Source organism: Virgibacillus necropolis (assembly GCF_002224365.1).
GTDB lineage: Bacteria > Bacillota > Bacilli > Bacillales > Amphibacillaceae > Virgibacillus_F > Virgibacillus_F necropolis.
Genome location: NZ_CP022437.1, coordinates 1,507,114 through 1,531,503 on the forward strand (window position 1 = coordinate 1,507,114; position 24,390 = coordinate 1,531,503).

27 protein-coding genes and 1 other RNA gene are annotated in these 24,390 nt (G+C 37.6%); 17 read left to right on the top strand and 11 right to left on the bottom strand.

Annotated elements, in window-relative coordinates; genetic code table 11:
- The first annotated feature begins 7 nt into the window (after window positions 1–7).
- Window positions 8–973: a nucleoside hydrolase gene (locus tag CFK40_RS06945; RefSeq protein ID WP_089531622.1), complete on the top strand. Its 966-nt coding sequence runs from the start codon at window positions 8–10 to the stop codon at window positions 971–973.
- A 102-nt stretch (window positions 974–1,075) separates the two neighbouring features.
- On the top strand, window positions 1,076–1,681 hold the full coding sequence (locus tag CFK40_RS06950) for a nitroreductase family protein (RefSeq protein WP_227001885.1): 606 nt from the start codon (window positions 1,076–1,078) through the stop codon (window positions 1,679–1,681).
- A gap of 32 nt (window positions 1,682–1,713) precedes the next feature.
- On the opposite strand, the gene ptsP is transcribed toward CFK40_RS06950, so the two are convergent.
- Entirely contained in the window at window positions 1,714–3,423 is a 1,710-nt protein-coding gene (ptsP, locus tag CFK40_RS06955) for a phosphoenolpyruvate--protein phosphotransferase (RefSeq protein ID WP_089531623.1), read from the bottom strand.
- A 132-nt stretch (window positions 3,424–3,555) separates the two neighbouring features.
- Window positions 3,556–4,473, bottom strand: coding sequence for an alpha/beta hydrolase (locus CFK40_RS06960; RefSeq protein ID WP_319418033.1), 918 nt, complete (start codon window positions 4,471–4,473; stop codon window positions 3,556–3,558).
- A gap of 167 nt (window positions 4,474–4,640) precedes the next feature.
- Here CFK40_RS06960 and secG point away from each other — a divergent pair, with 167 nt between their 5' ends.
- From secG to ssrA, 6 genes are all read left to right on the top strand, one after another.
- Window positions 4,641–4,874, top strand: coding sequence for a preprotein translocase subunit SecG (gene secG / locus CFK40_RS06965; protein WP_089531625.1), 234 nt, complete (start codon window positions 4,641–4,643; stop codon window positions 4,872–4,874).
- Window positions 4,875–4,968: 94 nt separating this feature from the next.
- Window positions 4,969–5,715: an alpha/beta hydrolase gene (locus tag CFK40_RS06970; protein ID WP_089531626.1), complete on the top strand. Its 747-nt coding sequence runs from the start codon at window positions 4,969–4,971 to the stop codon at window positions 5,713–5,715.
- A 52-nt stretch (window positions 5,716–5,767) separates the two neighbouring features.
- The gene (rnr, locus tag CFK40_RS06975) at window positions 5,768–7,993 is read left to right on the top strand and encodes a ribonuclease R (RefSeq protein ID WP_089531627.1); all 2,226 of its coding nucleotides are present in this window, start codon (window positions 5,768–5,770) and stop codon (window positions 7,991–7,993) included.
- A 225-nt stretch (window positions 7,994–8,218) separates the two neighbouring features.
- Window positions 8,219–9,028 (top strand): zinc transporter ZupT, encoded by an 810-nt coding sequence (gene zupT / locus CFK40_RS06980; RefSeq protein ID WP_089531628.1) that lies wholly within the window; start codon window positions 8,219–8,221, stop codon window positions 9,026–9,028.
- A gap of 84 nt (window positions 9,029–9,112) precedes the next feature.
- Window positions 9,113–9,574 carry an SsrA-binding protein SmpB gene (gene smpB, locus CFK40_RS06985; RefSeq protein ID WP_089531629.1) on the top strand — a complete coding sequence of 154 codons (462 nt, stop codon included), beginning with the start codon at window positions 9,113–9,115 and terminating at the stop codon, window positions 9,572–9,574.
- A gap of 120 nt (window positions 9,575–9,694) precedes the next feature.
- Window positions 9,695–10,031, top strand: a transfer-messenger RNA (tmRNA) gene (ssrA, locus tag CFK40_RS06990).
- A 439-nt stretch (window positions 10,032–10,470) separates the two neighbouring features.
- Here ssrA and CFK40_RS06995 read toward each other — a convergent pair.
- A complete protein-coding gene (locus tag CFK40_RS06995) occupies window positions 10,471–10,707 on the bottom strand; it encodes a hypothetical protein (protein WP_264371407.1) in 237 nt (78 codons plus the stop codon).
- A 439-nt stretch (window positions 10,708–11,146) separates the two neighbouring features.
- Window positions 11,147–12,733, bottom strand: a complete 1,587-nt coding sequence (locus CFK40_RS07000; RefSeq protein ID WP_089531630.1) for a peptide chain release factor 3 — start codon at window positions 12,731–12,733, stop codon at window positions 11,147–11,149.
- 358 nt (window positions 12,734–13,091) lie between these two features.
- Between CFK40_RS07000 and CFK40_RS21775 the strand changes: the two genes are divergently transcribed.
- The 6 genes from CFK40_RS21775 to CFK40_RS07030 all read left to right on the top strand — a co-directional run bounded on the left by CFK40_RS21775 (window position 13,092) and on the right by CFK40_RS07030 (window position 16,494).
- On the top strand, window positions 13,092–13,253 hold the full coding sequence (locus CFK40_RS21775; RefSeq protein WP_089531631.1) for a CPBP family glutamic-type intramembrane protease: 162 nt from the start codon (window positions 13,092–13,094) through the stop codon (window positions 13,251–13,253).
- A 173-nt stretch (window positions 13,254–13,426) separates the two neighbouring features.
- Complete coding sequence (locus CFK40_RS07010; RefSeq protein ID WP_089531632.1) at window positions 13,427–13,963, top strand: sigma-70 family RNA polymerase sigma factor; 537 nt, start codon at window positions 13,427–13,429, stop codon at window positions 13,961–13,963.
- The gene (locus tag CFK40_RS07015; protein ID WP_089531633.1) at window positions 13,953–15,002 is read left to right on the top strand and encodes a DUF4030 domain-containing protein; all 1,050 of its coding nucleotides are present in this window, start codon (window positions 13,953–13,955) and stop codon (window positions 15,000–15,002) included. The genes CFK40_RS07010 and CFK40_RS07015 overlap by 11 nt, the downstream gene beginning before the upstream one ends.
- A gap of 265 nt (window positions 15,003–15,267) precedes the next feature.
- Window positions 15,268–15,630: a VOC family protein gene (locus tag CFK40_RS07020; RefSeq protein ID WP_089531634.1), complete on the top strand. Its 363-nt coding sequence runs from the start codon at window positions 15,268–15,270 to the stop codon at window positions 15,628–15,630.
- Between the two features lie 14 nt (window positions 15,631–15,644).
- Window positions 15,645–16,022: a VOC family protein gene (locus CFK40_RS07025; RefSeq protein ID WP_089531635.1), complete on the top strand. Its 378-nt coding sequence runs from the start codon at window positions 15,645–15,647 to the stop codon at window positions 16,020–16,022.
- A gap of 22 nt (window positions 16,023–16,044) precedes the next feature.
- The gene (locus CFK40_RS07030) at window positions 16,045–16,494 is read left to right on the top strand and encodes an NUDIX hydrolase (RefSeq protein ID WP_089531636.1); all 450 of its coding nucleotides are present in this window, start codon (window positions 16,045–16,047) and stop codon (window positions 16,492–16,494) included.
- 128 nt (window positions 16,495–16,622) lie between these two features.
- Here the strand turns inward: CFK40_RS07030 and CFK40_RS21780 are convergent, their stop codons facing one another.
- Both CFK40_RS21780 and CFK40_RS21785 read right to left on the bottom strand, forming a co-directional pair.
- Complete coding sequence (locus CFK40_RS21780) at window positions 16,623–17,651, bottom strand: ABC transporter substrate-binding protein (RefSeq protein ID WP_405196575.1); 1,029 nt, start codon at window positions 17,649–17,651, stop codon at window positions 16,623–16,625.
- 84 nt (window positions 17,652–17,735) lie between these two features.
- The gene (locus tag CFK40_RS21785; RefSeq protein WP_089531637.1) at window positions 17,736–18,227 is read right to left on the bottom strand and encodes an ABC transporter substrate-binding protein; all 492 of its coding nucleotides are present in this window, start codon (window positions 18,225–18,227) and stop codon (window positions 17,736–17,738) included.
- 243 nt (window positions 18,228–18,470) lie between these two features.
- Between CFK40_RS21785 and CFK40_RS21635 the strand changes: the two genes are divergently transcribed.
- From CFK40_RS21635 to CFK40_RS07050, 3 genes are all read left to right on the top strand, one after another.
- Window positions 18,471–18,584: a peroxiredoxin family protein gene (locus CFK40_RS21635; RefSeq protein ID WP_152640107.1), complete on the top strand. Its 114-nt coding sequence runs from the start codon at window positions 18,471–18,473 to the stop codon at window positions 18,582–18,584.
- Between the two features lie 15 nt (window positions 18,585–18,599).
- On the top strand, window positions 18,600–19,247 hold the full coding sequence (locus CFK40_RS07045; protein WP_089531638.1) for a peroxiredoxin family protein: 648 nt from the start codon (window positions 18,600–18,602) through the stop codon (window positions 19,245–19,247).
- Window positions 19,248–19,404: 157 nt separating this feature from the next.
- A complete protein-coding gene (locus tag CFK40_RS07050) occupies window positions 19,405–19,611 on the top strand; it encodes a thioredoxin family protein (RefSeq protein ID WP_089531639.1) in 207 nt (68 codons plus the stop codon).
- Window positions 19,612–19,663: 52 nt separating this feature from the next.
- On the opposite strand, the gene CFK40_RS07055 is transcribed toward CFK40_RS07050, so the two are convergent.
- The 5 genes from CFK40_RS07055 to CFK40_RS07075 form a co-directional block, all read right to left on the bottom strand.
- Window positions 19,664–20,284 (bottom strand): polysaccharide deacetylase family protein, encoded by a 621-nt coding sequence (locus tag CFK40_RS07055; RefSeq protein WP_227001887.1) that lies wholly within the window; start codon window positions 20,282–20,284, stop codon window positions 19,664–19,666.
- A 45-nt stretch (window positions 20,285–20,329) separates the two neighbouring features.
- Window positions 20,330–21,088 (bottom strand): phosphonate ABC transporter ATP-binding protein, encoded by a 759-nt coding sequence (phnC, locus tag CFK40_RS07060; RefSeq protein ID WP_089531640.1) that lies wholly within the window; start codon window positions 21,086–21,088, stop codon window positions 20,330–20,332.
- A gap of 704 nt (window positions 21,089–21,792) precedes the next feature.
- Window positions 21,793–22,485, bottom strand: coding sequence for a phosphonate ABC transporter, permease protein PhnE (phnE, locus tag CFK40_RS07065; protein WP_405196586.1), 693 nt, complete (start codon window positions 22,483–22,485; stop codon window positions 21,793–21,795).
- Between the two features lie 74 nt (window positions 22,486–22,559).
- Entirely contained in the window at window positions 22,560–23,465 is a 906-nt protein-coding gene (phnD, locus tag CFK40_RS07070) for a phosphate/phosphite/phosphonate ABC transporter substrate-binding protein (protein WP_089531642.1), read from the bottom strand.
- 2 nt (window positions 23,466–23,467) lie between these two features.
- Entirely contained in the window at window positions 23,468–24,379 is a 912-nt protein-coding gene (locus CFK40_RS07075; RefSeq protein WP_089531643.1) for an NAD-dependent epimerase/dehydratase family protein, read from the bottom strand.
- Window positions 24,380–24,390 lie beyond the last annotated feature (11 nt).

Consider the following 24,390-nt stretch of genomic DNA (forward strand, 5'->3'; position numbering starts at 1 on the left):
TGAATCGATGGCACAGAAGGTCTTATTATTTGGTGATATTGGTATTGATGACACAGTTGCTTTAATTTATGCCCATCTAAACGATCAAATAGATGTAGTAGGGGTGGTAGCAGATTATGGAAATGTTCCACGAGATAAGGCGTTAGCAAATGTTAGGTATATTAAAGAGCTATTTAATATTCCAGAAGAACTTGCCATAATTAGCGGGGCTGAGCTTCCAATGACAGGGGAAATACCAAAGTTTTTCCCGGAAATCCATGGTGAATATGGACTTGGGCCAATTATTCCTCCAAATGCAAATGACGATTATGAAATTGAAAACTTTTTTCAGATTGTAACTATTATAGAGAAATATCAGGATGAATTAGTTATCGTTAATATTGGCAGACTTACCTCGCTTGCTACCATGTTTATTTTATATAAGTCCTTGATGAGTAGTATAAAAGGTTTCTATATTATGGGTGGCGCATTTTGGGTCCCAGGTAATGTAACAGCTGTATCAGAGGCCAATTTTTATGCGGATCCTATCGCTGCAAAGATTGTTTTGGACAACGCTCATAACGTAACGATTATTCCTTTGAATGTCACCCTGCAAGCAATCGTAACCCCGCAGATGGTAGATTATATAGCGAACATTGGGAAGGCAAAGATTATCAAGCCTTTACTAGATTATTATTATGATTTTTATAAAAGTCGTAATCCCTCTATTCAAGGTAGTCCGATGCATGATGTTCTGACTCTGATGGTTCCAATACATGAGGACATGTTGACGTTTGATATGCTTCCAGTTCAAATTGTTCAGGGAAAAGAAGGAGTTGCAAGAGGCCAGAGCATTGCGGATATTCGTCCATACATAAAGAATGGAATTGTTGGAGAGCAAAAACATCGAATTGCTTTTGGTTTGGACTACAGGAAATTTTATATTGAATTTATGTCTGTTATGACGGGGGGAAAGCGTAGGGGCGCTAATTGAGGATAGCAATCGTTATTCCAATATATCAATCTTCGCCTCATTTTATCGACCTACACATAGTAAGAATCTGTTACCATAGTAGAAAAGTAGTTTATCAATGGGGTGGTCACGCTGGATATTTTAAAAGCAATTAAAGAAAGAAGATCGATACATAGTTTTAAAAATGAAGAAGTACCATCGGCCCAACTGAAAGAAATCTTTACTTACGGCTCGTATGCACCGACACACTATATGAAAGAGCCATGGGAAATAAAACTTTACCAGGAGCAAGGAAAAATAAAATTCGTTGATTATATTATTGAAAGCTATCAACGAATTGGGATGTTAAAAAAGAATCAGGACCCAAAAACAATAAAAATGACAGACTCCATGAAGAAATTTTTATTACAGATTCCGCATCATGCATTGATTTATTATAAAAGTGAATCTGATCCAATTCGTATGGAAGAGGAAGTTGCAGCCGTTCATGCATTTATCCAAAATGTGCAATTGGCTGGATGGGAGTTTGGTGTTGGAATGCTTTGGACAATTACACCATTTATGCACGACCCAGAATTTGTTGAAGCAATAGGTTTAAAAAAAGACGAGCACAAAATAGCGGCAGTCTTGCAAATCGGTTACCCAAAGAGTATTCCCAGAAATAAAGGTAGAACACCTATTGAACAAAAGTTAGAAGTAATAAGAGGGGACAGTCCCCCACCGCTTTAACGCTTTAGCGTGGTGGGGGACTGTCCCCTATTTCACGTTATCTCCTTCACAAATGCTACGACTTCATCTGCAGTACCCATAGACAGCAATGTTTCTTTATGGGATTGCATATCTTCTTTCGATAACTGACGTAGCTGTGTTCTTGCTTGCAAAATGGATGTTGCACTCATGCTGAATTCGTCTAATCCAAGTCCAAGTAAAATTGGAATTGCTATTGGATCGCCAGCCATTTCTCCACACATGCCTACCCATTTACCTTCACCATGGGCCGCTTCAATTACGTTATGGACCAAGTTTAAAATTGCAGGATGGTATGGTTGATACAGATAGGAAACCTGTTCATTCATCCTGTCAGCAGCCATGGTATATTGAATTAAATCATTTGTACCAATGCTGAAGAAATCTACTTCTTTTGCAAATTGTTTAGCAGTTACGGCAGTAGATGGAATTTCGACCATGATACCAACCTCGATTTGATCAGAAACAGCCACACCCTCATTTGACAGGTTATTTTTTTCATCCAACAAAATTTCTTTAGCTTGTCTAAACTCTTCAAGTGTTGCAATCATTGGGAACATAATCTTTAAGTTACCATAAACGCTTGCGCGAAGTAGCGCACGTAATTGAGTGCGGAATATAGACTCATTTTCTAAGCAGAATCGAATTGCGCGAAAGCCTAAAAATGGATTCATTTCCTTAGGGAGATCTAAGTAACTTAATTCCTTATCTCCACCTATATCTAATGTACGAACGACAACTGGTTTATCGCCCATCTTTTCAAGTACGGATTTGTATGCATCATATTGTTCGTCTTCAGTTGGAAGTTCGCTTTTTCCCATGTATAAAAATTCTGTCCGATAAAGTCCGATTCCTTCTCCACCATTATTTAACACACTTTCTACATCTTCAGGTGTTCCGATATTAGCTGCCAGTTCTACTTGTTTTCCGTCTGAAGTTACAGATGCTTCGTCCTTCATTTGCGCCCATACAGCTTTTTGTGCTTCATGCTCTGCCTGTTTTTCCCTATATGAGTTTATCTCATCCTCACTTGGATTAATCAACACGACGCCATTCATACCATCAACGATTACAATGTCGTTTTGTTTGATCGATTGGGTACTATCTTTTGTACCGACTACAGCCGGAATCTCAAGTGACCTCGCCATAATAGCGGAATGAGAAGTCCGTCCGCCGATGTCTGTTGCGAACCCTTTTACAAACTCACGATTTAATTGTGCTGTATCGGATGGCGTTAAATCATGTGCGATGACAATAACTTCCTCATCTATTAATGCTGGATCAGGAAACGTTACATTTAATAGATGTGCCATTACGCGTTTTGTTACATCTTGAATATCAGCAGCACGTTCGCGCATGTATTCGTTATCCATATTTTTAAACATGTCGATAAACATGTCAGCTGTTTCCTTTAAAGCACCTTCAGCCATTTCGTTATCAGTTGTAATTTTTTCTTTGATGGGCTTGATTAATTCAGGGTCACTTAACACAAGGAGGTGTGCTGAAAAAATTTCGGCATGCTCGTCCCCAATTTCTCTTTTTGCGTGTTCTTTAATTTTTTCTAACTCGGCTTTTGACTTTTCTAATGCTTGATCTAGTCTGTTGATCTCTTCGTTCGGATTATCTATTGTCTTTTTTTCAAAGGTTAAATCAGGTGTTACCAGTTGATAAGCCTTTGCGATTGCTATTCCACTTGAAGCGGCTATTCCTTGTATTTGTGTCATAAACTATTTGTCCAACCCTTCGACATTTATTTCATATCCTATGTCCATTTTACCTCGAAAAACCCAATTGTTTCAAGGGATTAAGCTAGCAAATAACTGGAAAAGCGCATGGAAACGCTTACCAGGAAAAAATTAACTCATTTGATCGCGCAACCAATGGAATATAAGCGTAAACACTTCTTCTTTGTTTAATTCATTCAATAATTCATGCCGACCACCATGGGAAAACATGGTGGCAATATTTTCAAGCCCAGCTTTTTCGTATAATTCCGCTGTTTTCCAAACACCTTTCCCGTAATCACCCACAGGATCTGCATCACCGCTAGCTAAAAGCATTGGCAAATCTTTACGAATCGCCTCATTGCGTCGCGCGTCTTGAATCATGCTAATTCCGTCCAATAGGTCGTAGTAGAATCTTGCAGTCGGAACAAATCCACAATACGGATCATCCGTGTATGATTGGATCATTGCCTTATCTCGTGTTAGCCAGTCATAGGAGGTATTCTTATCATCCACACGTTTGTTGTAAGAGCCAAATGTCAACGTGTTCATCAGTTTTGTTTCTTCTTTTGGCGGTAAAGCAGATGCTAGCTGTTTACCGACTTGAAAGCGGGCCTTAGGGGTATAGCCAGTTCCAGAAAGAACAACGCCGTCAATTTCCTGACTATAACGTTGAATATACGAACGCGCCAAGAATGATCCCATGCTGTGCCCTAAAATGAATAATGGCGTGTCAGGATATTCCTTTTTTATTTCCATTGTAACTTCATAAAGGTCATTTGTTACTTTTTCAAACCCTTTTTCTGCTGCGAAATATCCAAGTTTACCTTGTTTTTCACCCGTTTTTCCGTGCCCACGGTGGTCATTCCCATAGAGGAAAATATCGTTTTCTAACAAATATTTAGCGAACGTATCGTATCGATTAATGTGCTCTACCATACCATGTGCTAGCTGAACGATAGCTTTTGGCTTCTGATTTTGTTTATACCATTTTTTTACATATACTTCGACATCATCGTACATGGATATCCAAAATTCTTTTTCCATCATCTACTCTCCTTTTTGTTAAGTAATTATTCTTCTATCATAAAGTGAAATAAGTGTTTCGTCCAAAATATAGTGATTTCATTAAAATAAACTTGCTAAATAAACTGAAATTATGCTAAAGTACAGATAGGTATTTGTACGTTTTCTGATGATGGGGGTGTCGTAGTAACATGGCTGATTTAGTAAATATTATATTAGTAATAGATGCAGTAGTTTTGATCGTTTTAGTTGTTTTACAATCAGGTAAAAGTGAAGGACTTTCTGGTGCAATTTCTGGTGGTGCTGAACAATTATTTGGTAAACAAAAAGCTCGCGGTGTTGATTTAATCCTACACCGAGGTACCGTTATAACTGGTACTTTGTTTTTCGTGTTAGCTTTCTTAAGTGCATATGTATTACAATAGACAATTAGACCCTTATCACGTTTTTGGTGGTAAGGGATTATTTATGTTCAAGGGGATATCATAAAAGTACAGGTATTAAAGGAGATTACTAATCATGAAAATTAAAGAACCAAAACCTTTTACATTTGAAGCGGGAGAACGTGCTGTTTTATTATTGCACGGCTATACTGGGCATACTGCTGATGTTCGTATGTTGGGTAGGTTTTTAGAGAAAAAAGGATATACGTGCCATGCGCCAATCTACAGAGGCCATGGTAAACCGCCAGAAGAGCTTATTGACGCAACTCCTGAACAGTGGTGGGATGATGTTAAGGATGCCTATAATCATCTAAAAGAACTGGGTTATACAGAAATTGCTGTTGCTGGGTTGTCACTTGGTGGTGTTTTAGGATTAAAATTAGCGTATTCGGAGAAAATTAAAGGTGTTATTCCAATGTGTGCACCGATGTTTTTTGACAATGAAACACAGTTAACAAGGGGTCTTAAGACCTTTGCAAAGGAATACAAGCAGCTAGAAGGGAAAAATAATGATACAATAGAGGAAGAAGTTACCAGCTTAATGGATGAGTCGGCTTCTATGTTTGACCAATTAGGCAAGTTAATCACGACCGTTAAAAAAAATGTCGATACCATTTATACACCGACATTTGTTGTACAAGCTAAAAAAGACGAAATGATTAATACAAAAAGTGCATCATACATTTATGAAAATGTCGAATCTGATACAAAAGATATCAAATGGTATGAGGAATCTGGACATGTTATCACGCTTGATAAGGAAAAAGAACTGCTACATGAGGATATTTATGACTTTCTAGAAGAACTTGATTGGGAAAAATAGTATTATAAATTGGTAAATTAGGGTAACAATAGTAGAGAAAGAAGGTGAACAAATGAAAGATGAATTTAAAGAGACATTACAACATTATTTTAAAGAAAATAATACGAAGCCTTTGGCAATTGATGAACTTAAAGAAGCCCTGGATGTTAATGATTCAGAGGACTTTAAAATTCTAATTAAATCACTAAATGAACTGGAAGATAGTGGCGAGCTTGTTCGCACGAGAAAAAATAGATTTGGCTTACCTGAAAAAATGAACCTAATTAAGGGTAGGATTCAAATGCATGCGAAAGGATTTGCCTTTTTAATCCCAGAAAATGAAGAACAAACGGATGTTTATATACATCACTCTGATCTAGCTTCTGCGATGAACAATGATATCGTTTTGGTTCGGCCAGAGAAGAAGGATGATGCAGGTAATCGCCCAGAAGGTACGGTAATCCGCATTCTAGAACGTGCTGTACATCAGGTAATAGGGACGTTTGAGGACAATCGTTCTTTTGGCTTTGTAATTGCTGATGATAAGCGGATTCCAAACGATATATTTGTTCCTAAGAGCATGACAAAAGGAGCAGTTAGTGGACATAAAGTAATCGCTACTATAACGAAATACCCTGAAGGAAGAAAAAGTGCTGAAGGGGAGATTGTTCAAATTCTAGGTCATAAAAGTGATCCTGGAATTGATATTATTTCGATTATCTACAAGCATGGTATCACCATTGAATTCCCTGATGAGGTATTGGATCAAGCGAAAAATACACCGGAAACAATAAATGAAGATGAAATTAAAAATCGTAAAGATATACGTGATGAAGTTACCGTAACGATTGACGGTGCGGACGCTAAGGATCTCGATGATGCAGTGTCTGTCAAAAAGCTCGACAACGGTAACTATAAACTCGGTGTATATATTGCTGATGTCAGCTATTATATGGGTGAAGACACACCAATGGATAAAGAAGCCTTTGAACGTGGGACAAGTGTTTACTTAGTTGATCGTGTCATCCCGATGATTCCTCACCGCTTGTCCAATGGAATTTGTTCATTAAATCCACAGGTTGATCGCTTAACTCTAGGTTGTGAAATGGAAATAAACGAGTTTGGTGAAGTTGTCAATCATTCCATTTTCCAGAGTGTCATTCAAACGAATGAACGCATGACATATAGTGATGTAAATAAGATCTTAGTCGACAAGGATGAACAAGTGCGCACGCGCTATGATTCGCTTGTTCCGATGTTCGAGTCTATGGAAAAATTAGCGTCCATTCTTCGTCATAAACGGGCAAAACGTGGTGCGATTGATTTTGATTTTAAAGAAGCTAAAGTTCTAGTAGATGATGCAGGTAAAGCAGTTGATGTTGTTATCCGTGAACGCGGGGTTGCTGAACGTTTAATTGAAGAATTTATGCTTGCTGCGAATGAAACGGTTGCTGAGCATTTTCATTGGATGGATGTTCCATTTATCCATCGAATTCACGAAGACCCGAAAGAATCAAAGCTACAGCAGTTTTTTGAATTTATTGGCGGGCTTGGTTATAAAGTCAAGGGAACAGCAAATGAAATTCACCCACAAGCATTGCAGAAGATTATTGAAGAAGTGAAAGATAAACCAGAAGAACTAATTATTTCTAAATTAATGCTGCGTTCCATGCAACAGGCAAAATATGATCCTAATAGTATTGGGCATTTTGGTTTAGCAACAGAATTCTATACGCATTTCACTTCACCAATTAGAAGGTACCCAGATTTAATCGTCCATCGATTAATTCGTACCTATTTGATTGATAAAAAGATGGACAATAAGACTATTGAAAAGTGGAAAGAAAAAATGCCTGAGATAGCTCGTCACACATCAGGAAAAGAACGTACGGCAGTTGATGCTGAACGGGAAACAGATGATTTGAAAAAAGCAGAGTTCATGGAAGATAAAATCGGTGAAGTTTTTACTGGTGTTATTAGTTCCGTTACTAACTTTGGACTTTTTGTTGAACTCGAAAATACGGTAGAAGGTCTTGTCCATGTTAGTCAGCTAACCGATGATTATTACCACTATGACCAACGTAATTATGCAATGATTGGCGAACGGACGGGTAATATATACAGAATCGGTGATACGGTTGAAGTCCGCGTTATCGCAGTAAATATTGATGAACGAGTTGTCGATTTTGAAATGGTAAGTGGTTCCAGTAAAAAGCGTGAAACCCCTAAGAAAACAGTAAATACAGACGGGGTAAATAATGCGAATAAGAAAAAGAAAAAGAGTAAATCCAAAAAGTAACGCTATTTGGGATTAAAGCTGCGTGACTTTTGGCTTTGAAGATCAAATTTTCACTTCACTAAAACGTAAGACTAATTCGACTCAGAAACGCTGAGCTGCGAATTAGTCTTTTTGTCGATAAAAAATGATTGCATTTTGTTAGCATATAGCATAATGTATAACTACATATAAAAATGTTTCCCTGAGGAAAAACTAATAAACATGTACAACAAAGGAGCAATTACGATGTCTGAAGAAGTTATTCTTGCGTTTTTATTTACCTTGTTTGCTGGGTTAGCTACTGGAATTGGAAGTATATTAGCGTTTTTTACAAAAACAACGAACACCAAGTTTTTATCATTTTCATTAGGGTTTTCAGCGGGTGTTATGATTTATGTATCCATGATTGAAATTTTTGTGAAAGCACAAGATTCCTTAATTGGTGAGCTTGGTAAAGTCGGTGGGAGTTGGCTGACAGTTGGTTCATTTTTTGGTGGCATTTTTTTAATAGCGCTTATCGATCGTTTTGTTCCAAAGCAATCTAATCCACACGAGCTTAAAAAAGTGGAAGAAATGAAAGACACGGGTAAATTTGTCAATAATCCAGATTTATTAAAAATGGGAACGTTCACAGCGCTTGCAATTGGAATTCACAACTTTCCAGAAGGTATTGCAACATTTACGGCAACGTTACAAAATCCAGAAATCGGTTTTGCAATCGCAGTTGCCATTGCTATCCATAACATACCTGAAGGAATCGCAGTTTCGGTACCGATCTATTACGCAACAAATGATAAGAAAAAGGCATTCAAGCTATCGTTTTTATCGGGACTGTCTGAACCTGTGGGTGCAGTGCTTGCGTTTTTGATTCTCATGCCATTTTTAAATGATGTAATGTTTGGTGTAATATTTGCAAGTGTAGCGGGAATCATGGTATTTATATCACTTGATGAATTACTGCCGGCTGCAAAAAAATATGATGAAGCACATACATCGATTTATGGATTGGTTGGAGGTATGGCATTAATGGCGGTCAGTTTGTTATTGTTCATTTAAATAGTGGCTTATGGCTAGTATTGATTGGAATAAGTTAAAAACTTTGATAAAATAAATGGCACGGAAGTAGTAGGAGGAAACATTATGCCAAAAGGACTTGGAAAAACACTAGCCCAAAATAAAAAAGCATCGCATGATTATTTTATAGAGGAAACGTATGAAGCAGGTATCGTATTACAAGGAACAGAAATAAAATCCATTCGTGCTGGCCGCGTCAATATTAAAGATTCCCACGCAAGAGTTGATAAAGGTGAAGTAAAGCTCATTAACTTGCATATTTCAACCTATGAACAGGGAAATAGATTTAATCATGATCCAACTCGGACGCGTAAATTATTGATGCACCGAAAAGAAATTGATAAATTAATTGGGGTAACACAGCAACAGGGTTATGCATTAGTACCATTAAAGATTTATATCAAAAATGGCTATGCAAAGGTTCTGATTGGTGTAGGTCGAGGAAAGAAAAAATATGATAAGCGGGAAGACTTGAAGCAGAAGCAAATGAAGCGTGATATCGATCGTGCTATTAAGGATCGTGAGTAAAAAGACCTATATGTAGTTGCAATTTATGCTAAATATGCTATAATGGGTCTTGTAACAATAAAGCTAATACAATTAAATAGATGCTCAATTTTTTCCGAGCGTTTCTCTTAATGGGGACGTTTAGGATTCGACAGGGATAGATTGAGCTCAGGTTGCGCGTCGAGGTTACGGCTCGTAAAACGTTACACGCCTATAATTGGCAAAAATAATCAACCTGCTTTAGCAGCTGCGTAAGTAGTTCTGAAGCGATCCTTCCTGCATTTGCCCGTGATGCAGATTGAAGGGTCTCAAATGAAGCGGGCTACACTACTATTCACCGTCTGCGGATAGTGGTTGAAACTAATCAGACTAGCTACATGGAAGCCTGTTGGTAGGCCGATATGCTAGCGAATTATTAATATACCAACTACACGCGTAGAAGCCTGAGTGGCGATGTCCTTGGACGTGGGTTCGATTAGTAATTAGTCGCCTTTTGTAGCAATACAAAAGTGAAAATCCGGCTTTATCGGTGAAACCTAAGTTGCTTTCAATGCAATAGGGCAATGCCGAGCGGTATGTGGAGCAATCCAACAGCCGTGTATCGACTTATAGGCTGCCATCTTTGGTAGTACTAGGATGTGGAATTTAGCCTGAAGCAGGCAAATATATATTCTGCATAAGACGCCGGGGAACCTAATAAAATAGTAGGTTCAAGATATAGTCAGTGCCATGTCGAAAGCATGGAAGAGCATGTCCCACCGTCTCCACCAATACATATGTTGGTGGTTTTTTTGTGTAATAAGCGACAAATTTAAAGAGTAAAGAACTTTTCCTCAAATGTTATTTTATTTTTTAACATGGTTTCATTATATTTACCATTTCGCGGAGTTACTATGTCGTATCCGCTCAAAATCCATTCAGCTCTTTTTTTCTTTCGTTCGTTCTATTCTGAATAACCCATAAATTTCTTTTAGGGTTTGAAATACTTCTTCCTTTTTCTTGATGTAGAGTTTATAAGAATTTTGGAACTTAGTAGGGTTATAATTCTTTTTATTATAGATACTTCCTCCAGTTAAACTCTGAATATAGATTAACATTTCTTTATCATTTGAAGAAATTGAAATGCATGGTCTTCTATGTTCTTTACTGTGCATTCTAGTCAAAGTTATACTGCCTTCACCATCTATAATTCCAGCTATAAGCAGCTTCCCATTTTTTCACCTTTAAAATCACATCCTTATCATTATTACGAACGTACGTTTCTTTTATTGTTAATTATCAGATGGAAATCAATAGCTTTAATATTGAGCAAAATAAATCAGATAAATATGTTTACGATTTTACTGCGTATGTTCAATACAAAAAAGAATAACGTGAAAAAGTGAGCACAGGATTGCTGAAGTTTCTAGTAGAATCCCCTTTTCTGAGGAAGATACTATTGATGGCTTTTGAAATCTTTGATGATGATAGCTTAGCAAAACAATGAAAACAGAAAATTAAACTCAAAAACCTTTCAACATACATGCTGAAAGGTTTTTATAATGTCATACATAGAAATATATGGATAAATAATTAAGTGTGAAAAAAGTTTATTTAATACTCCTGATCATACTTATTCACTTCAAGCAGATCAATCAATTCAACATTAGGATTCTTATCTTTAAACCACCGAAGTGCAAATTCATTTCTAAACAAAACAATGTAATTTCCTTCTCGATCTCGGACAAGTAAGTTCTGCTCATCAAAGAGTGATTCATCTACTTGGTCTGCTTGTAACCAACGGGGTACTTTTTCTCCTATTGATTCTAACAAGACTTCAACATTGTATTCATTTTTCATTCGATATTTGAAAACTTCATATTGTAACTCGCCTACTGCTCCCAATATGAAGGAGTCAGTACGATGTTGATAATATAATTGGATTGCACCCTCTTGCACAAGCTGTTCAATGCCTTTTCTATATTGTTTGGATTTCATAACGTTTTTTGCGGTTACTTTTTTAAATATTTCTGGTGGGAACTTTGGTAACTCTTCATATTCAAAAAGATCCTTACCTTCAATTAATGTATCCCCAATTTGATAGGCGTTTGGATCATAAATACCAATGATATCACCTGCATACGCTTCCTCAATTGTATCTCTTGAAGATGCAACAAATTGCTGTGATTGGGAAAGCTTAATCAGCTTATTGTTCCTTGCCAGTTTGACACTCATTCCTCGCTCGAATTTACCAGAGCATACACGTAAAAATGCAACCCTATCACGATGAGCGGGGTTCATATTAGCTTGAATTTTAAAAATGAATCCAGAAAAGTCTGGGTTATCAGGTTGAATGGCTCCTTCAGTTGATTTTCTTGGTGCTGGAGCCGGTGCCATAGAAATAAATGTATCAAAAAATGTTTGTAATCCAAATGGTGCTAGGGCACTACCAAAAAATACAGGAGTTTGTTTTCCTGACAATACGGTGTTTAAAGAAAACTTATCCCCAGCTTCGTCCAATAAAGAAAGTTCGTCATTCGCTAGTTGAAATGCTTCCTGGGCTATCAACTCCTGATATTCAGGATTATCTAAATTGTTATATGGAATATACGTTTCTTCTTCATTGCCATTATATTGAACAAATTGTTTTTCATGTCGGTCAAAAGTACCAAGAAATCGTTTCCCCATACCAGCTGGCCAGTTCATTGGATAGGTTTCAATATCTAAAACCTGCTCGATTTCTTCCAATAATTCAAGAGGTTCCCTTCCTTCACGGTCCAATTTATTAATAAAAGTGAAAATAGGGATGCCACGCATGCGACACACTTTAAATAACTTGATCGTTTGTGACTCTATTCCTTTCGTTGCATCGATGATCATAACTACACTATCAACGGCGGTCAATGTACGATACGTATCCTCACTAAAATCCTCGTGACCAGGAGTATCTAAAATATTTACTTGATATCCATCGTACGGAAAATTCATTACACTTGAAGTAACCGAGATGCCACGTTGTTTTTCTATTTCCATCCAATCCGATGTAGCAAATTTACCAGACTTTTTACCCTTAACAGTTCCGGCGGATTGAATTAAGTTTCCGAACAATAACAACCTCTCTGTTAATGTTGTTTTTCCAGCATCAGGATGCGATATAATCGCAAACGTTTTTCGTTTCTTAACTTCATCTTGTATACTCATAAAAATCCCTTCCATTCTCTATTCAATTTACGTTTATTTATTATAATCAGGGATTTTTGATTTACATCAGAACGATTCTCCTTTAAATCTTTGCGTTTATTGTTAATACCATCAAAAAGATAGCACGGTTAGAGGCTTGAAGTCAATTAACACAAGAAATATTTTACACTTGTTTCACTCTATTCATTTTTATTATTTTCGTTTCGGTAGCTCAAAGGTGCAGTATAGTAGTTCTACGATAGCATCAGATTGTGCAATAAGCAGGATATTTCGATGTAAAAGTTGAAGTTATAAATATGTAGGATTAGGTGGTTGAGGGGGTTTTTTCGATAGAAAGTAAATTAAATAAAAATTATATTTGGCTATATTTCATTTTATTACTTTCCTTTTTATCGTTTCAATAGTAATAGTTTTTATTATTGGTGCTGTATTTGGATTTATATATAAGAAAACAAATTCTTTATGGGCTGTAATTATTATCCATTCGGTGTACAACTTGCTACTATCAATCTTCAATTAACTAGAGTTTTTCCATCATAATCCCGCTATTGATAAGCGAAAGCGTTACGAAATCCTCATCTAAAATTCGAGTGGAGGGTTACGTAACGCTTTCCTGATTTCTATATTATTTTTTTTGAAAATGAAGCTAAATAAGAAATGTGATCGTCTAATAGATATACATCATTTAAAGAAATGAAGGTGAGGGACATTATTGAATTAGTTTATAAAGCTCAAAAAGGTGATGATAAAGCCTTTTTGGCACTGTTTCAAGCGTATGAAAAGGATCTATATAGAATGGCATATCTGTATGTGAAAAATAAACATGACGCGCTTGATGTTGTTCAGGAAACTGCATATCGTTCATTTAAAAAAATAAGCACACTGAAAAACCCCGAGTATCTAAAATCATGGTTAATAAAAATAGCGATAGGCTATGCGACTGACTTGTTAAGAAAAAACAAGAAAGTAACGTACCTGAATCCCGAACACGCAGAGTTTATCGGTTCAAGTGACGATGATATACCCCTTTCATTATCATTGCAGGATTTGATTGAATCATTGAATGAGAAAGAAAAGAATCTAGTGTTCCTTAAATATTACTGCGGCTATACCTTCGATGAAATTTCAGAATTGGAAGGGTTACCGTCAGGTTCAGTGAAATCAGTCATATATCGAGCATTAGCAAAGCTTCGGAAACAGGTTAGGAGGGTTGATATGTATGAACAATAAAATCAAACAAGAGCTTGAGAAGATTGAAATCCCAGATGAATTACATAATAGAGCCAAATTGGGAGTTGAGAAAGCTAAAATGGAGAAAGAGGGACATAATTCCACAGGAAAAAAGAAGAAAAAGTGGAGTATTGGAAAGAAGTTCACTTATTTCGGAAGTGCTGCTGTTTTGTTGTTTGGGTTATTGTTTGGCTCAGCATTTATTTTCCCATCAATGGCGAGCGTGCTGGCAAAGGTGCCTTTTCTAAGCACAATTTTTGAATCGGAGCCCGCAGTGTCGACTGTTTCTGAGGAACTAAGAGATAAGGGTTACAAGATTAGCGGAGTAAGTTTCCGTGTTAAAAATAAAACAATGACGATATCTGTTGATGGATCAGATGAGTACTATGAAGATGTTAAAGATGAAATAAAAGATATTGCAAAGGATATTCTACAATCAAAACATTATGATGCTTACAACTTGAAGGTTGATAAGTATAAGCCATTCGTTCCCGATGTAAGTGAAGAAACAAAGAAAAGGATGGAAGAAAGCGATATATTACTTACTGCAATTCGACAGTCACTCGAAAAACATGATTACAAAGTTTTAAGTTATGGTATAAGGAACAATAAGTTTGAGGAGTTCATTACTTTGGATATCCCAGATACTGAATCGCGAGTTGAGGAAATAAAAGAATTGATCCATCAAGTCGTCCAGGAGAAGGACTTAGGGGAATTTCCAATCAAAGTAAATGAAATCAATATGGAAAGAAGAGCCCAAGAAAGCAGATGGATGCCAGTAATTAATACGATTTTTGAGGGATTATTGGCTAAAGAAGAATATAAGGTTATTGGAGAGGGGTATTCTTTCTATCCTTTACCATTGAGAATTGAAATAAGAACATCTATTCATTCTACAGATTCAGATGCCCAAGAGCTTGGTAACAAGATTGAAGATACAATCGATAACTTTATTGAAACGGAAGCTGCTTCAAAAGCAGTGCAGGGTGATCCGTACAGGGTTGAAGTGCTAAGCAAAGATAAAAAGAAAATAAATTAATTGACAAAATAGGCGCTACCTACTGTATATGTAGCGTCTTTCATTATAATTTAGGAACCTTTCGAACTACTTATCGGATTATACAACCAGCATTTAATTTGACTCACTAACTGCTTTATTTGATCAAATTCTTCGAGTGTCCAGGCTCAAAAATATGGCTGTAATCTGCTGAATGTTTGAAATTTCTTGCAGGAATATGACTTGTTATCTTGAATTTACTTAAGGAGAGAAGTATAGAAAAATTTATTGGAGAGTAGGGATCAGAATGGGAAGAGTTATTGGATTTGAATTAAGTAGTCAGGAGCCGGAAAAAGCGGCTAAATTTTATGCTAAGGTTTTTGGTTGGGAAGTTTCCGAACCGAATTGGGACTTCTGGGGTGTCAAAACAGGGAAAGAAGAAAAGCTCGGAATAAATGGAGGAATTGGAAAAGGCCCCCAGGATTACCCAAATGGCACGCGTATACAACTTGAAATTGATTCAATCGATGAAACGATTTCTGAAGCAATAAATAATGGTGCCTTGGTTGTTCGAGATAAAATGGAATTTGATGATTTTTATCTTGCATACTTAGTAGACCCTACTGGAATTGGCTTTGGTCTTGTGCAAAAAAAGAATAATAGATGGTGAAATGAGGGAATAGCATGTCACAACCATTATTAAAGGGCATGGAAGGTGTATTTATCGCAGTAAAAGACCCAGAAATATCAGCTGACTGGTATGAAGAAATATTAGGATTTAAACTTACCTATAGTGAAAAAGAAGCTGCAGTTATGAAGATTGCAGAAGCGTCGCAAACTGTGGTGTGTCTTGTAAGAACCGTTAACCATCAACCTATGAAGTTTCCTGAGAATAACTTCGGAGTTGGTCAATATTATAACTTTATCCCAAAAGACCTGGATGAGACTTATCGACTTTTAACAGAACGGGGTGTAAAAGTAAATCCAATTGGTGGAGAAGGAACGACACGATACTTTTCATTCTATGACCCTGACGGAAATCCTTTGGGTGTTTGCCAATAAATTTAATATAGGGGGGATTCGTGTGAGAAAAGGAATAATACGGCCATTAGTTATTTGTATCTTTCAAAAAGATGATTCCATTCTAGTTGCTGAAGGCTATGACCCAGTAAAGAAGGATTATTTTTATCGTCCAATCGGTGGTGGTATTGAATTTGGAGAAAAAAGTTCAGATGCGTTAATTAGAGAGGTAGATGAAGAAATTGATGCTACTATTTGCGATCTCCACTACATAGGAACTATTGAAAACCTTTTTACCTTTAGCGGCGATATTGGACATGAAATAGTTCAGGTATATGATGCAAGGTTTGTTGATGGCTCAATCTATGAAAAAGGTTCGTTTATAGGAAAAGAAGATAATGGAACAACGTTTAAGGCTCTTTGGATCGCTTTGCCTGAATTCCGAAATGGGAAGTCACGGCTCGTCCCAGAAGAACTTTTAGACTTAATTCAACAGAACAATCAAATGGTATAAAGACTTAATTAGTCAAGGAAGAGGGGGAGGAATCTTGTATAAACTTGAAGCGCATTTCCCCCGAATAAAACAAGCCCAATTTCCCTTTAATAAAAAGAGAAGTTAGGCTTGATATTCTTCATGCTCATTTACATCCGGGACCAATGCTGATTCGTAACGCTTGTTTCAGCAAATTCTAGTGTGGTCCTATAGGGTTCGAAGTCAACTTGTTTATTGACGGCATAAAGACTTTCGGGAGAAACGAGAAATAGTGCAAGCACTTCATTATAGACGTAACGGTCGATATCTTCAGCTGCCTTTAATAATTGTTCCCGCTCTGTTTGAGCGGTCATCCTTGTATACAGACGACTGAACTCGGGTGGAATTGCACTTGCACGAAGCGCACCGTCTTTTCCAAAAAATTCACGGTGGAAAAAAGCGGGTGTCCCTTCTAAAAATAGTGCACTAGCCGATGTGATAAGAATATCCCAATTTGGAGTGAGTTTCTTTTCGGCTAGAATAGTCATCCATTCTATGCGTTGATTATCAGGTATGATGAACACATTAACCTCAATATTCAATGCTTTCTTCAAATCATCCGCAATGAGGTAGGTCATTTTTTTATAGTCTGTCGTTGTAGCTAATACGAGTGGTCTTCCTTTTGGCCAAGCTGATTCCGGAAAGAGTCTTCTAGCTTCCTCAGGTAAATGCGGAATGGCTTCTAGTCCTTCAGGGAAATCAAAAGCCCATGGTGGTGTTAAGGCGGGGACAATGTCTGCATAGCCGTTAAAACCTTCTGAAACCAACTTCACGCGATTTACCGCGAGATTGATTGCTAACCTTAATTGCCTACTATCGAAATCAACGTCTATATTAAAACGATTAAATACACCTGCAATGATTTCGTTCCCTTTTACCCTTACAAGATCAGCAAAGGAAGAAGATTGAACTCGATCTGCCTGGTTTGGCGGAACATTTGTCACAATGTCAACATTGCCCTCTGTAGACAAGCATAAATCAAGTGCTTTTTGTTTCGTAAGATCATTTCGAAAAACAACACGTTCGAGTCGTGGCACGCGTTCAGCATTCCAATAGTCTTGGAATGCGTCAAGAATAACCCTTGGCGTGCGAAGTTCATGCTTTGTTAGCCACGTAGATGTAAGTGGTGTTCTATCCATGATTGCAATCTCATTAATAATGGATGAGTATCCTTCAGCTAATTTGAATGGTCCCGTGCCCCACGGGCCAGGTGCGTCGAGTACTCACCAATGTCCCTCGCCGCTACCTTGGGTAACATAGCCAAACCCAAGTTTATTAAAAAATAAATTATTTGCCATATGCACGGCACGTAATTTGGCCTTCGCTAAGCCAGAGGGATACGGAAAGTGAAAACGTACCGTATAGTTATCCACCGTTTCAAGTGTTGTTTCTTCAGGCAGATTCAGCCAGGTACCTGGAGGATGAGGTGCAGCCCATTGATGCAATTGGTTAAAGCTGTTTTGGACAGTCCGCGCTGTGAAAGGCCCACCATCCTGGAATACAACGCCTTTTTGCAAAGGTAGTTCAAGTGTAAGGTCATTCACCCAATTTGCTTTTTTAGCAAGGTTGGGAATAACCCGTCCAAGCGGATCTGCCCTAACTAACTCTTCCATGGAATTAAAAAGCACATACAACCAATTAAGTGGCGATGGGTCATAAACGTAAATCATGCCTTTAGGTGCAGGGAGGTTGCTGGTATCATTCTTAGAATCCATTTCTCTCCTCCTTTAAAATAATTATTTCTTACCCGTTTTTTTCCAAACTTCATATAGTGAAAAATAAATGAATCACCTTACTCTATGAAATAAATGCTCCAATCATGACAAATCAAGATACATATTATTTCCAAACCAAGGACTTGGTTTTTATACAAACAACGAATTTTCATTAAACTTAAAACCAATTGTTTGTGTTAGGAAATTAGGAAGGAGTATACTAACGGTGAAAGGTGGGATAAAATGCTATTACAAAAAATCCAGGAAGTTAAACTTTCAGATTTAAACGGCAATAAAGTATCCATCAGTGACTACCGTGGGAAAAACACGTTAATTTTTATGTGGGCTTCGTGGTGACGTTGTAGGGATCAACTGCCTGGATGGCAGGAATTTTATCAGAAATATAAAAACGAGAACTTTGAACTTTTATCCGTATCTGTTGATATCCAGGGGGCGGAGGTAGCTAAACCATACGCACAGGATATGCCTTTTACAACAGTTGTCGATACTGAAAATAAGCTTGCTAATTTATTTGGTTTTAAGATTGTTCCTAATGGTATTTTCATCGACAAGAATGGGACCATTCGCCTTATTAAACAGGGTTTTCAAGTGACAAATGATGAACATGTTGAATCCGTAAGAAAATTAATTTTTGGTGAGGTAGAAAAGATAGAGTTGGATGATCAATATTACAATCCAGTTGGTGCAGCAAGTAATGTAGAAACCATGCTTGCTCAAACAAAGTATAAATTAGGAATGGAATATGCCAATAATGGTAAAAAGGAAGATGCTTTGAAAGAACTCGATGAAGCGTTACTTCTGGATACTGATAACTTCTTAATTCGCAAACAACGTTGGTACATTCGATATCCTGAGAAGTTTTCTCCGACCATTGATACTGATTGGCAACAAAAGCAATTAGAAAAGGAAAAGGCTGAGGAAGCACAATTAAAAGACGAGTTAATTTGTGGACCAGAGGGCTGTGTTATACCTGGTACTTTCTCTGATACTAAAAAATAAATAATAAACTAAAATAGTGGAATTATAAGTAATGAAATTAAAGGAGGATTACAGCATGGCTAAAACCATTACATTAGAGGAATATGTAAAATTAAAAGACACTACGAGCAAACCGCTTGTTCTTGAATTTGGAGCAGACTGGTGACCAGGCTGTCGTATGTTGAGGCCGGTGGTCTCTGAAGTAGCTGAAGAGCTTGATACTGTTGAATTTTATTATGTGGATGTAGACGAGTCATCCGATTTAGCCGGTGAATTTGGTGTACAAAGTATTCCGACCATGGTTTTGATTAAGGATGGAAAAGAGGCAGACCGTTCAGTTGGGTTTGTACCTGAAGAAAGAGTGAAGGAATTCGCTCAATCTTAACAATAAAAACACAAAAGGCACAGGAGTAAATCCCTATGCCTTTTGTGTTTTTTTAGTCAATCTCCAAGTTGGCCAAAACATAGCCTTTTTCCTTAATAGCTTTTAGTAAAGCAGGTAAAATTCCTACTGTTTGTGTAAGCTCATGTAATAAGATGATTGCGCCATCTTCCAAATTATCGACTACATTTGAAATGATTTGTTCCGGATGCTCCTTTAATTCCCAATCCATCGAGGCTACTCTCCATAGAATTGGTGTCAAATTCAGTTTTTTCACAGCTTTGATTGTATCATTGTTGTATTGACCAAATGGAGGACGGAAATACGTTACTTTGTTACCTGTAATTGCTTCAATCTTGCTAACGCTATTTCTAATATCTTGATACTGTTTTTCGTACGGCTGTTTAACAAGATTAAGGTGCTTCGTTGAGTGCGTGCCAATTAAGTGCCCTTCATCTAGTACTCTTTCCCAAGGTCTTTCAGGGTACAACAGTCGCGATTGCCAAAAAAATGTGGCCGGAACATTCTCCTCTTTTAACACATCCAAAATGGCGGGGAGTACCCTGCTTGGGCCATCGTCAAACGTGAGTACAATCGACTTCTGGCTTTTCTTTTGAGCTTTAGTGGCGATATTCGAATCTGTGGAGTCGTACACGACCCGTGAGTTATCGACCACTCATGGACTTTTCATCATTAAAAATCACCCCATAAATTAAGTTCATTAGATGGTAACTGGATTTGACGATGATACATACGTATTATCGTATTCTTTTTCATCGAAGTCCTCAGGTTTCCCATCGAAGCTCACTTCACCGTCTTTCAGTGCCAATATGCGCGTTGCATATCTCTTAGCTAATTCAACATCATGTACATTAATAATAGTCAGCAGCCCATGACGTTGATGCATTTCAGTGAGCAGATTGAAAATATGGATCGATGTACCAGGGTCAAGACTGGAGACTGGCTCATCACCGAGTAGTAATTTCGGATTCTGCAAAATAGATCGGGCAATTCCTACTCGTTGTTTTTGTCCACCGCTTAGACGCTCAACCTTCCGATCAATCATGTCAGATAGTCCGACATCTGCAATCACTTGTTTTGCCTGATCGATTTCTTCCTTGGTAAACCATCCAACCAGGTTTTTAAAGGTATGACGGTAACCAAACATTCCGGTCATAACATTTTGTAAGACAGATAGACGGGGTACTAAATTAAAATGTTGGAAAATCATTCCCATTTCTTTGCGTACTTTTCTTAGCTGTTCCTCGTTCATTTGAGATAATGTGGAGGAACCCCAAATTATTTCTCCGTCAGTTGGTTTTTGCAGACCATTGATACACCGGACCAGCGTTGACTTGCCTGCACCGCTTTTTCCGAGTATACAAACGAATTCACCTTGAGTAAATGACAGGTTAATAGTTGAAAGTGCATCCTGCAGGTTACCTTGATATCGTACAGATAAGTTTTTCAGCTCTAGCAAATGAATCCCGCCTTAAAGAGGTTCTTCAAAAAGTCACCAAATGATAAACGGCGAATTTCTTCGATCCTCAGTTTTTCCGGTCCTCACGTATTAAAAGCATACGTTCTGGTCCTCAAAATATTCGCGCCTTGAACTTCTTGTTTCTAATTTGCTTACTTTTTGAAAAGATAAAAAAGTATAAAATCGATCTATTATCGGATTTAAAAAAGGTTAATGTATTATTTGAAAGATACGCAGTTGTATAAAATGCGACGTAAGTACTTTGTTTGGTGGTTGGACAACCGTTCCGGAAATCCACTTCGCTTTCCGCGGGCTCGCGATGAGCCTCCTCGTGAGAAAACCACTCACTGCGGGGTCTCATCGTCTTCGCTTTCCCGCAGGAGTCTACGTGGATTTCCTTCACTGGGTTTGTGCTTAACAATTTCAATTTACTTGATCACTGGTTGCTTTTATTATAAGATAACCTTCAATTTATGGCAGTTGATTGGAGCGGAGGGCAGTCGACTCCTGCGGGAGGATAGGCATAGGTGAGACCCCGCAGTGCGACAGCACGAGGAGGCTCACCAGCCGCCCGCGGAAAGCGACTGCCCGCAGCGGAAATCAACTAACGCTTACGTCGCATTTTATATCGGAAATGAAGTTAACTTTTTGTTATTTAATTTTCGAATTGGACCTGGTGACATCAGGTTTTTTTGAACATGCACTTAAATAACCTTTTTTCGTACATAACTGCCAAATAAGTCAATAGCGATCACCATAATCATTATGATGAAAACATCTAGTGAAACGGATGAGTATTGGAACGTTTTAAAATCATTGAATAAGCGCTGACCTATTCCGCCGCCACCGATGAATCCTAATATTAGTGAGGTTCGAACCGCAACTTCAAATCGATAAAAATAATTGGACAACACATTTGGCCAAATCTGAGGGAGGATGCTAAACAAATTAGCAAACCATTTTTTCCCTCCAACAGCCTTCATTGCTTCTTGTGGTCCAGGGTCTGATGCTTCGATTAGCTCGCCGATCAACTTTCCTAGAACGCCAATATTGTGGAGCATAATAGCCAGAACAGCTGGGAATGGCCCGAGTCCCAGCGTTGTTAACAGTACTAAGCCAAAAACGATTTCCGGAATGGAGCGAACAAAGCTTAATACAAATCTCGTTATATGATAAAGAAATTTAGATGGTGCAGTATTCCACGCTGCAATAAAACTAATAGGAAGGGCGATAAGTAAACCCAAAAAACTTCCTAAGAAGGCCATAGCAAACGTTAATAAACTGTCCTGTAAGATTCCTGACAAGTTAGAAGTATCCATTGGAAACCATTGTGATAAAAAATGGATCATGTTACGAAAATCTTTAAACTTAGATAAGTCGAATTCTGTTAGTCTCATACTGAAAAAAAGTAAGAGGGTTAACAAAATAACAGTAAAAATACTGCGGCGTTTGAACCACACTGTAATCAGCCCTATTCGTTAATAATTCCCTGTTTAATTGCTGCTTTCCTGATGAATTCATAATCTTCGTTCGTTGCTTTTGTGAACCCTGATGCACCAAAAGCGTTTAAAATATCTTTATCTTCAATAGCTAAGAATGCCTCTTGAAGCTTTTTAATGGTTTCTTCATCTGTATCTTTGTGAACTGCCCAAGGATACTGGAAGAGTTTATCTGATTTCCAAATAATTTTGATTTGATCCCCATCTATTTTACCTGACTCGACTAATTGATTATAAATTGCACTGTCAATCGCTCCAGCGTCCACTTGCTTATTTTGAACAGCTAAGGCCGTTGCATCATGCGAACCTGTAAATCGAACGGAGCCTAGTTTGTATTTATTTTCAGATTCATAAACACCTCTGTCCTCAAGCTCAATTCCTGGGATTAAGGAACCTGATGTAGAACTTGGATCACCGAATGCAAAATTAATCTTCTCCGGTTTTTTCAATAGATCTTCTAAAGAAGTCCATGGATTATCAGCATGTGTAATAATATAGGAGTGATAAAAAGGTTCCCCGTCAATTAATTGGGTGATGATAGCCTGGGCGCCACTTTTTTCATGAGCAACGACATAGGTCAAAGGACCAAAGTAGGCCATATCAATTTTGTCGTAATTCATTGCTTCAACTACTCCATTATAATCTGGATAGACCTCAACAGAAACATCTCGGTCTAGCTCTTCTGACAAAATTGTTTGCAGCTTTTTCATTGCTTTATCAATTGCGCCCTCAGTCTGGGCAGGGATTACTCCAATCGTAAACGGTTTTTCTTCAGACGTTTCAGCAGACTCCTTGCCTGTATCTTCACCTGAATTCCCGCATGCCGCTAGTGTTAAAGTTAAAGCAATCACGAAAAATAAAAGAAACCATTTTTTCATTTCTACTCACCTCGGTTTTGATTTGTATAGAAAGTACCTAATCCTGATTCTAGTGGATAATTAATTTTCCAGTCTAGCTGGCTTAATGCTTTTGTATTGTCTAAATAACTATGAATGATATCACCGTCTCGGTTATCAACATATTGAGGCGGGTTTTTTTTATCTGTAAAATGACTTAACAATGCCACTAATTCGTTTAATGTAGTAGGCTTATTCGTGCTGATGTTTAAAATTTGGTTGTCTGCCTGTTTAATCGCTGCCAGATTTGCGTCAGCTACGTCGCTTACATAAATGTAATCTCTAGTTTGATTTCCATCACCATAAATAATAGGTGCCTTGTTTTCTAAAAGACGATTATGGAATAGAGAAATTACATCGTCTGTCTCTTTATGGCTGGAAGTTGGTCCATAGACGTTAGAATACCGCAAAATGGTAAACTTCATTTGATATAACTTTGAAAAAGATAGTATGTACCGTTCAGCAGAAAGTTTGGATAAACCATAAAAAGATATCGGTTCCACTGGATGTTCCTCGTCAATCCCTAAATAAATCGGTTCACCATAAACGGCTGCTGTTGAGGCATATATGATTTTTTGGACATTATATTTCCTGCAGCATTCGAGAATGTTAATTGTACCCAAGATATTAGATTTTGCATCAAATCCCGGGTTTTCTAATGAATTATTTACATTAACCTGAGCTGCAAGGTGGATAACGTATTCTGGTCGTTCCATATTGAAAACCTGATCAACTTCCTTATCATTGCAAATATCAACAGAATGACACCTGGTGTTTGGGATATTTGGTGAATCAGTCCGATAGTCGATGATGGCAACCTCATAATCCGCAGCCAATAATGCAGCAACAACAGGTCTGCCTATAAAACCTTTGCCGCCGGTCACAAGAACCTTCATAGTTGTAGTCC

Bases quoted from the DNA above. Each gene is read 5' to 3' on its own strand.
- CFK40_RS06945 (WP_089531622.1), top strand. From the start codon at position 8: ATGGCACAGAAGGTCTTATTATTTGGTGATATTGGTATTGATGACACA.
- ptsP (WP_089531623.1), bottom strand. From the start codon at position 3,423: ATGACACAAATACAAGGAATAGCCGCTTCAAGTGGAATAGCAATCGCA.
- CFK40_RS06960 (WP_319418033.1), bottom strand. From the start codon at position 4,473: ATGATGGAAAAAGAATTTTGGATATCCATGTACGATGATGTCGAAGTA.
- secG (WP_089531625.1), top strand. From the start codon at position 4,641: ATGGCTGATTTAGTAAATATTATATTAGTAATAGATGCAGTAGTTTTG.
- CFK40_RS06970 (WP_089531626.1), top strand. From the start codon at position 4,969: ATGAAAATTAAAGAACCAAAACCTTTTACATTTGAAGCGGGAGAACGT.
- rnr (WP_089531627.1), top strand. From the start codon at position 5,768: ATGAAAGATGAATTTAAAGAGACATTACAACATTATTTTAAAGAAAAT.
- zupT (WP_089531628.1), top strand. From the start codon at position 8,219: ATGTCTGAAGAAGTTATTCTTGCGTTTTTATTTACCTTGTTTGCTGGG.
- smpB (WP_089531629.1), top strand. From the start codon at position 9,113: ATGCCAAAAGGACTTGGAAAAACACTAGCCCAAAATAAAAAAGCATCG.
- CFK40_RS06995 (WP_264371407.1), bottom strand. From the start codon at position 10,707: ATGCACAGTAAAGAACATAGAAGACCATGCATTTCAATTTCTTCAAAT.
- CFK40_RS07000 (WP_089531630.1), bottom strand. From the start codon at position 12,733: ATGAGTATACAAGATGAAGTTAAGAAACGAAAAACGTTTGCGATTATA.
- CFK40_RS07010 (WP_089531632.1), top strand. From the start codon at position 13,427: ATGAAGGTGAGGGACATTATTGAATTAGTTTATAAAGCTCAAAAAGGT.
- CFK40_RS07015 (WP_089531633.1), top strand. From the start codon at position 13,953: ATGAACAATAAAATCAAACAAGAGCTTGAGAAGATTGAAATCCCAGAT.
- CFK40_RS07020 (WP_089531634.1), top strand. From the start codon at position 15,268: ATGGGAAGAGTTATTGGATTTGAATTAAGTAGTCAGGAGCCGGAAAAA.
- CFK40_RS07025 (WP_089531635.1), top strand. From the start codon at position 15,645: ATGTCACAACCATTATTAAAGGGCATGGAAGGTGTATTTATCGCAGTA.
- CFK40_RS21780 (WP_405196575.1), bottom strand. From the start codon at position 17,651: ATGGATAGAACACCACTTACATCTACGTGGCTAACAAAGCATGAACTT.
- CFK40_RS21785 (WP_089531637.1), bottom strand. From the start codon at position 18,227: ATGGATTCTAAGAATGATACCAGCAACCTCCCTGCACCTAAAGGCATG.
- CFK40_RS21635 (WP_152640107.1), top strand. From the start codon at position 18,471: ATGCTATTACAAAAAATCCAGGAAGTTAAACTTTCAGATTTAAACGGC.
- CFK40_RS07050 (WP_089531639.1), top strand. From the start codon at position 19,405: ATGTTGAGGCCGGTGGTCTCTGAAGTAGCTGAAGAGCTTGATACTGTT.
- phnE (WP_405196586.1), bottom strand. From the start codon at position 22,485: ATGAGACTAACAGAATTCGACTTATCTAAGTTTAAAGATTTTCGTAAC.
- phnD (WP_089531642.1), bottom strand. From the start codon at position 23,465: ATGAAAAAATGGTTTCTTTTATTTTTCGTGATTGCTTTAACTTTAACA.
- CFK40_RS07075 (WP_089531643.1), bottom strand. From the start codon at position 24,379: ATGAAGGTTCTTGTGACCGGCGGCAAAGGTTTTATAGGCAGACCTGTT.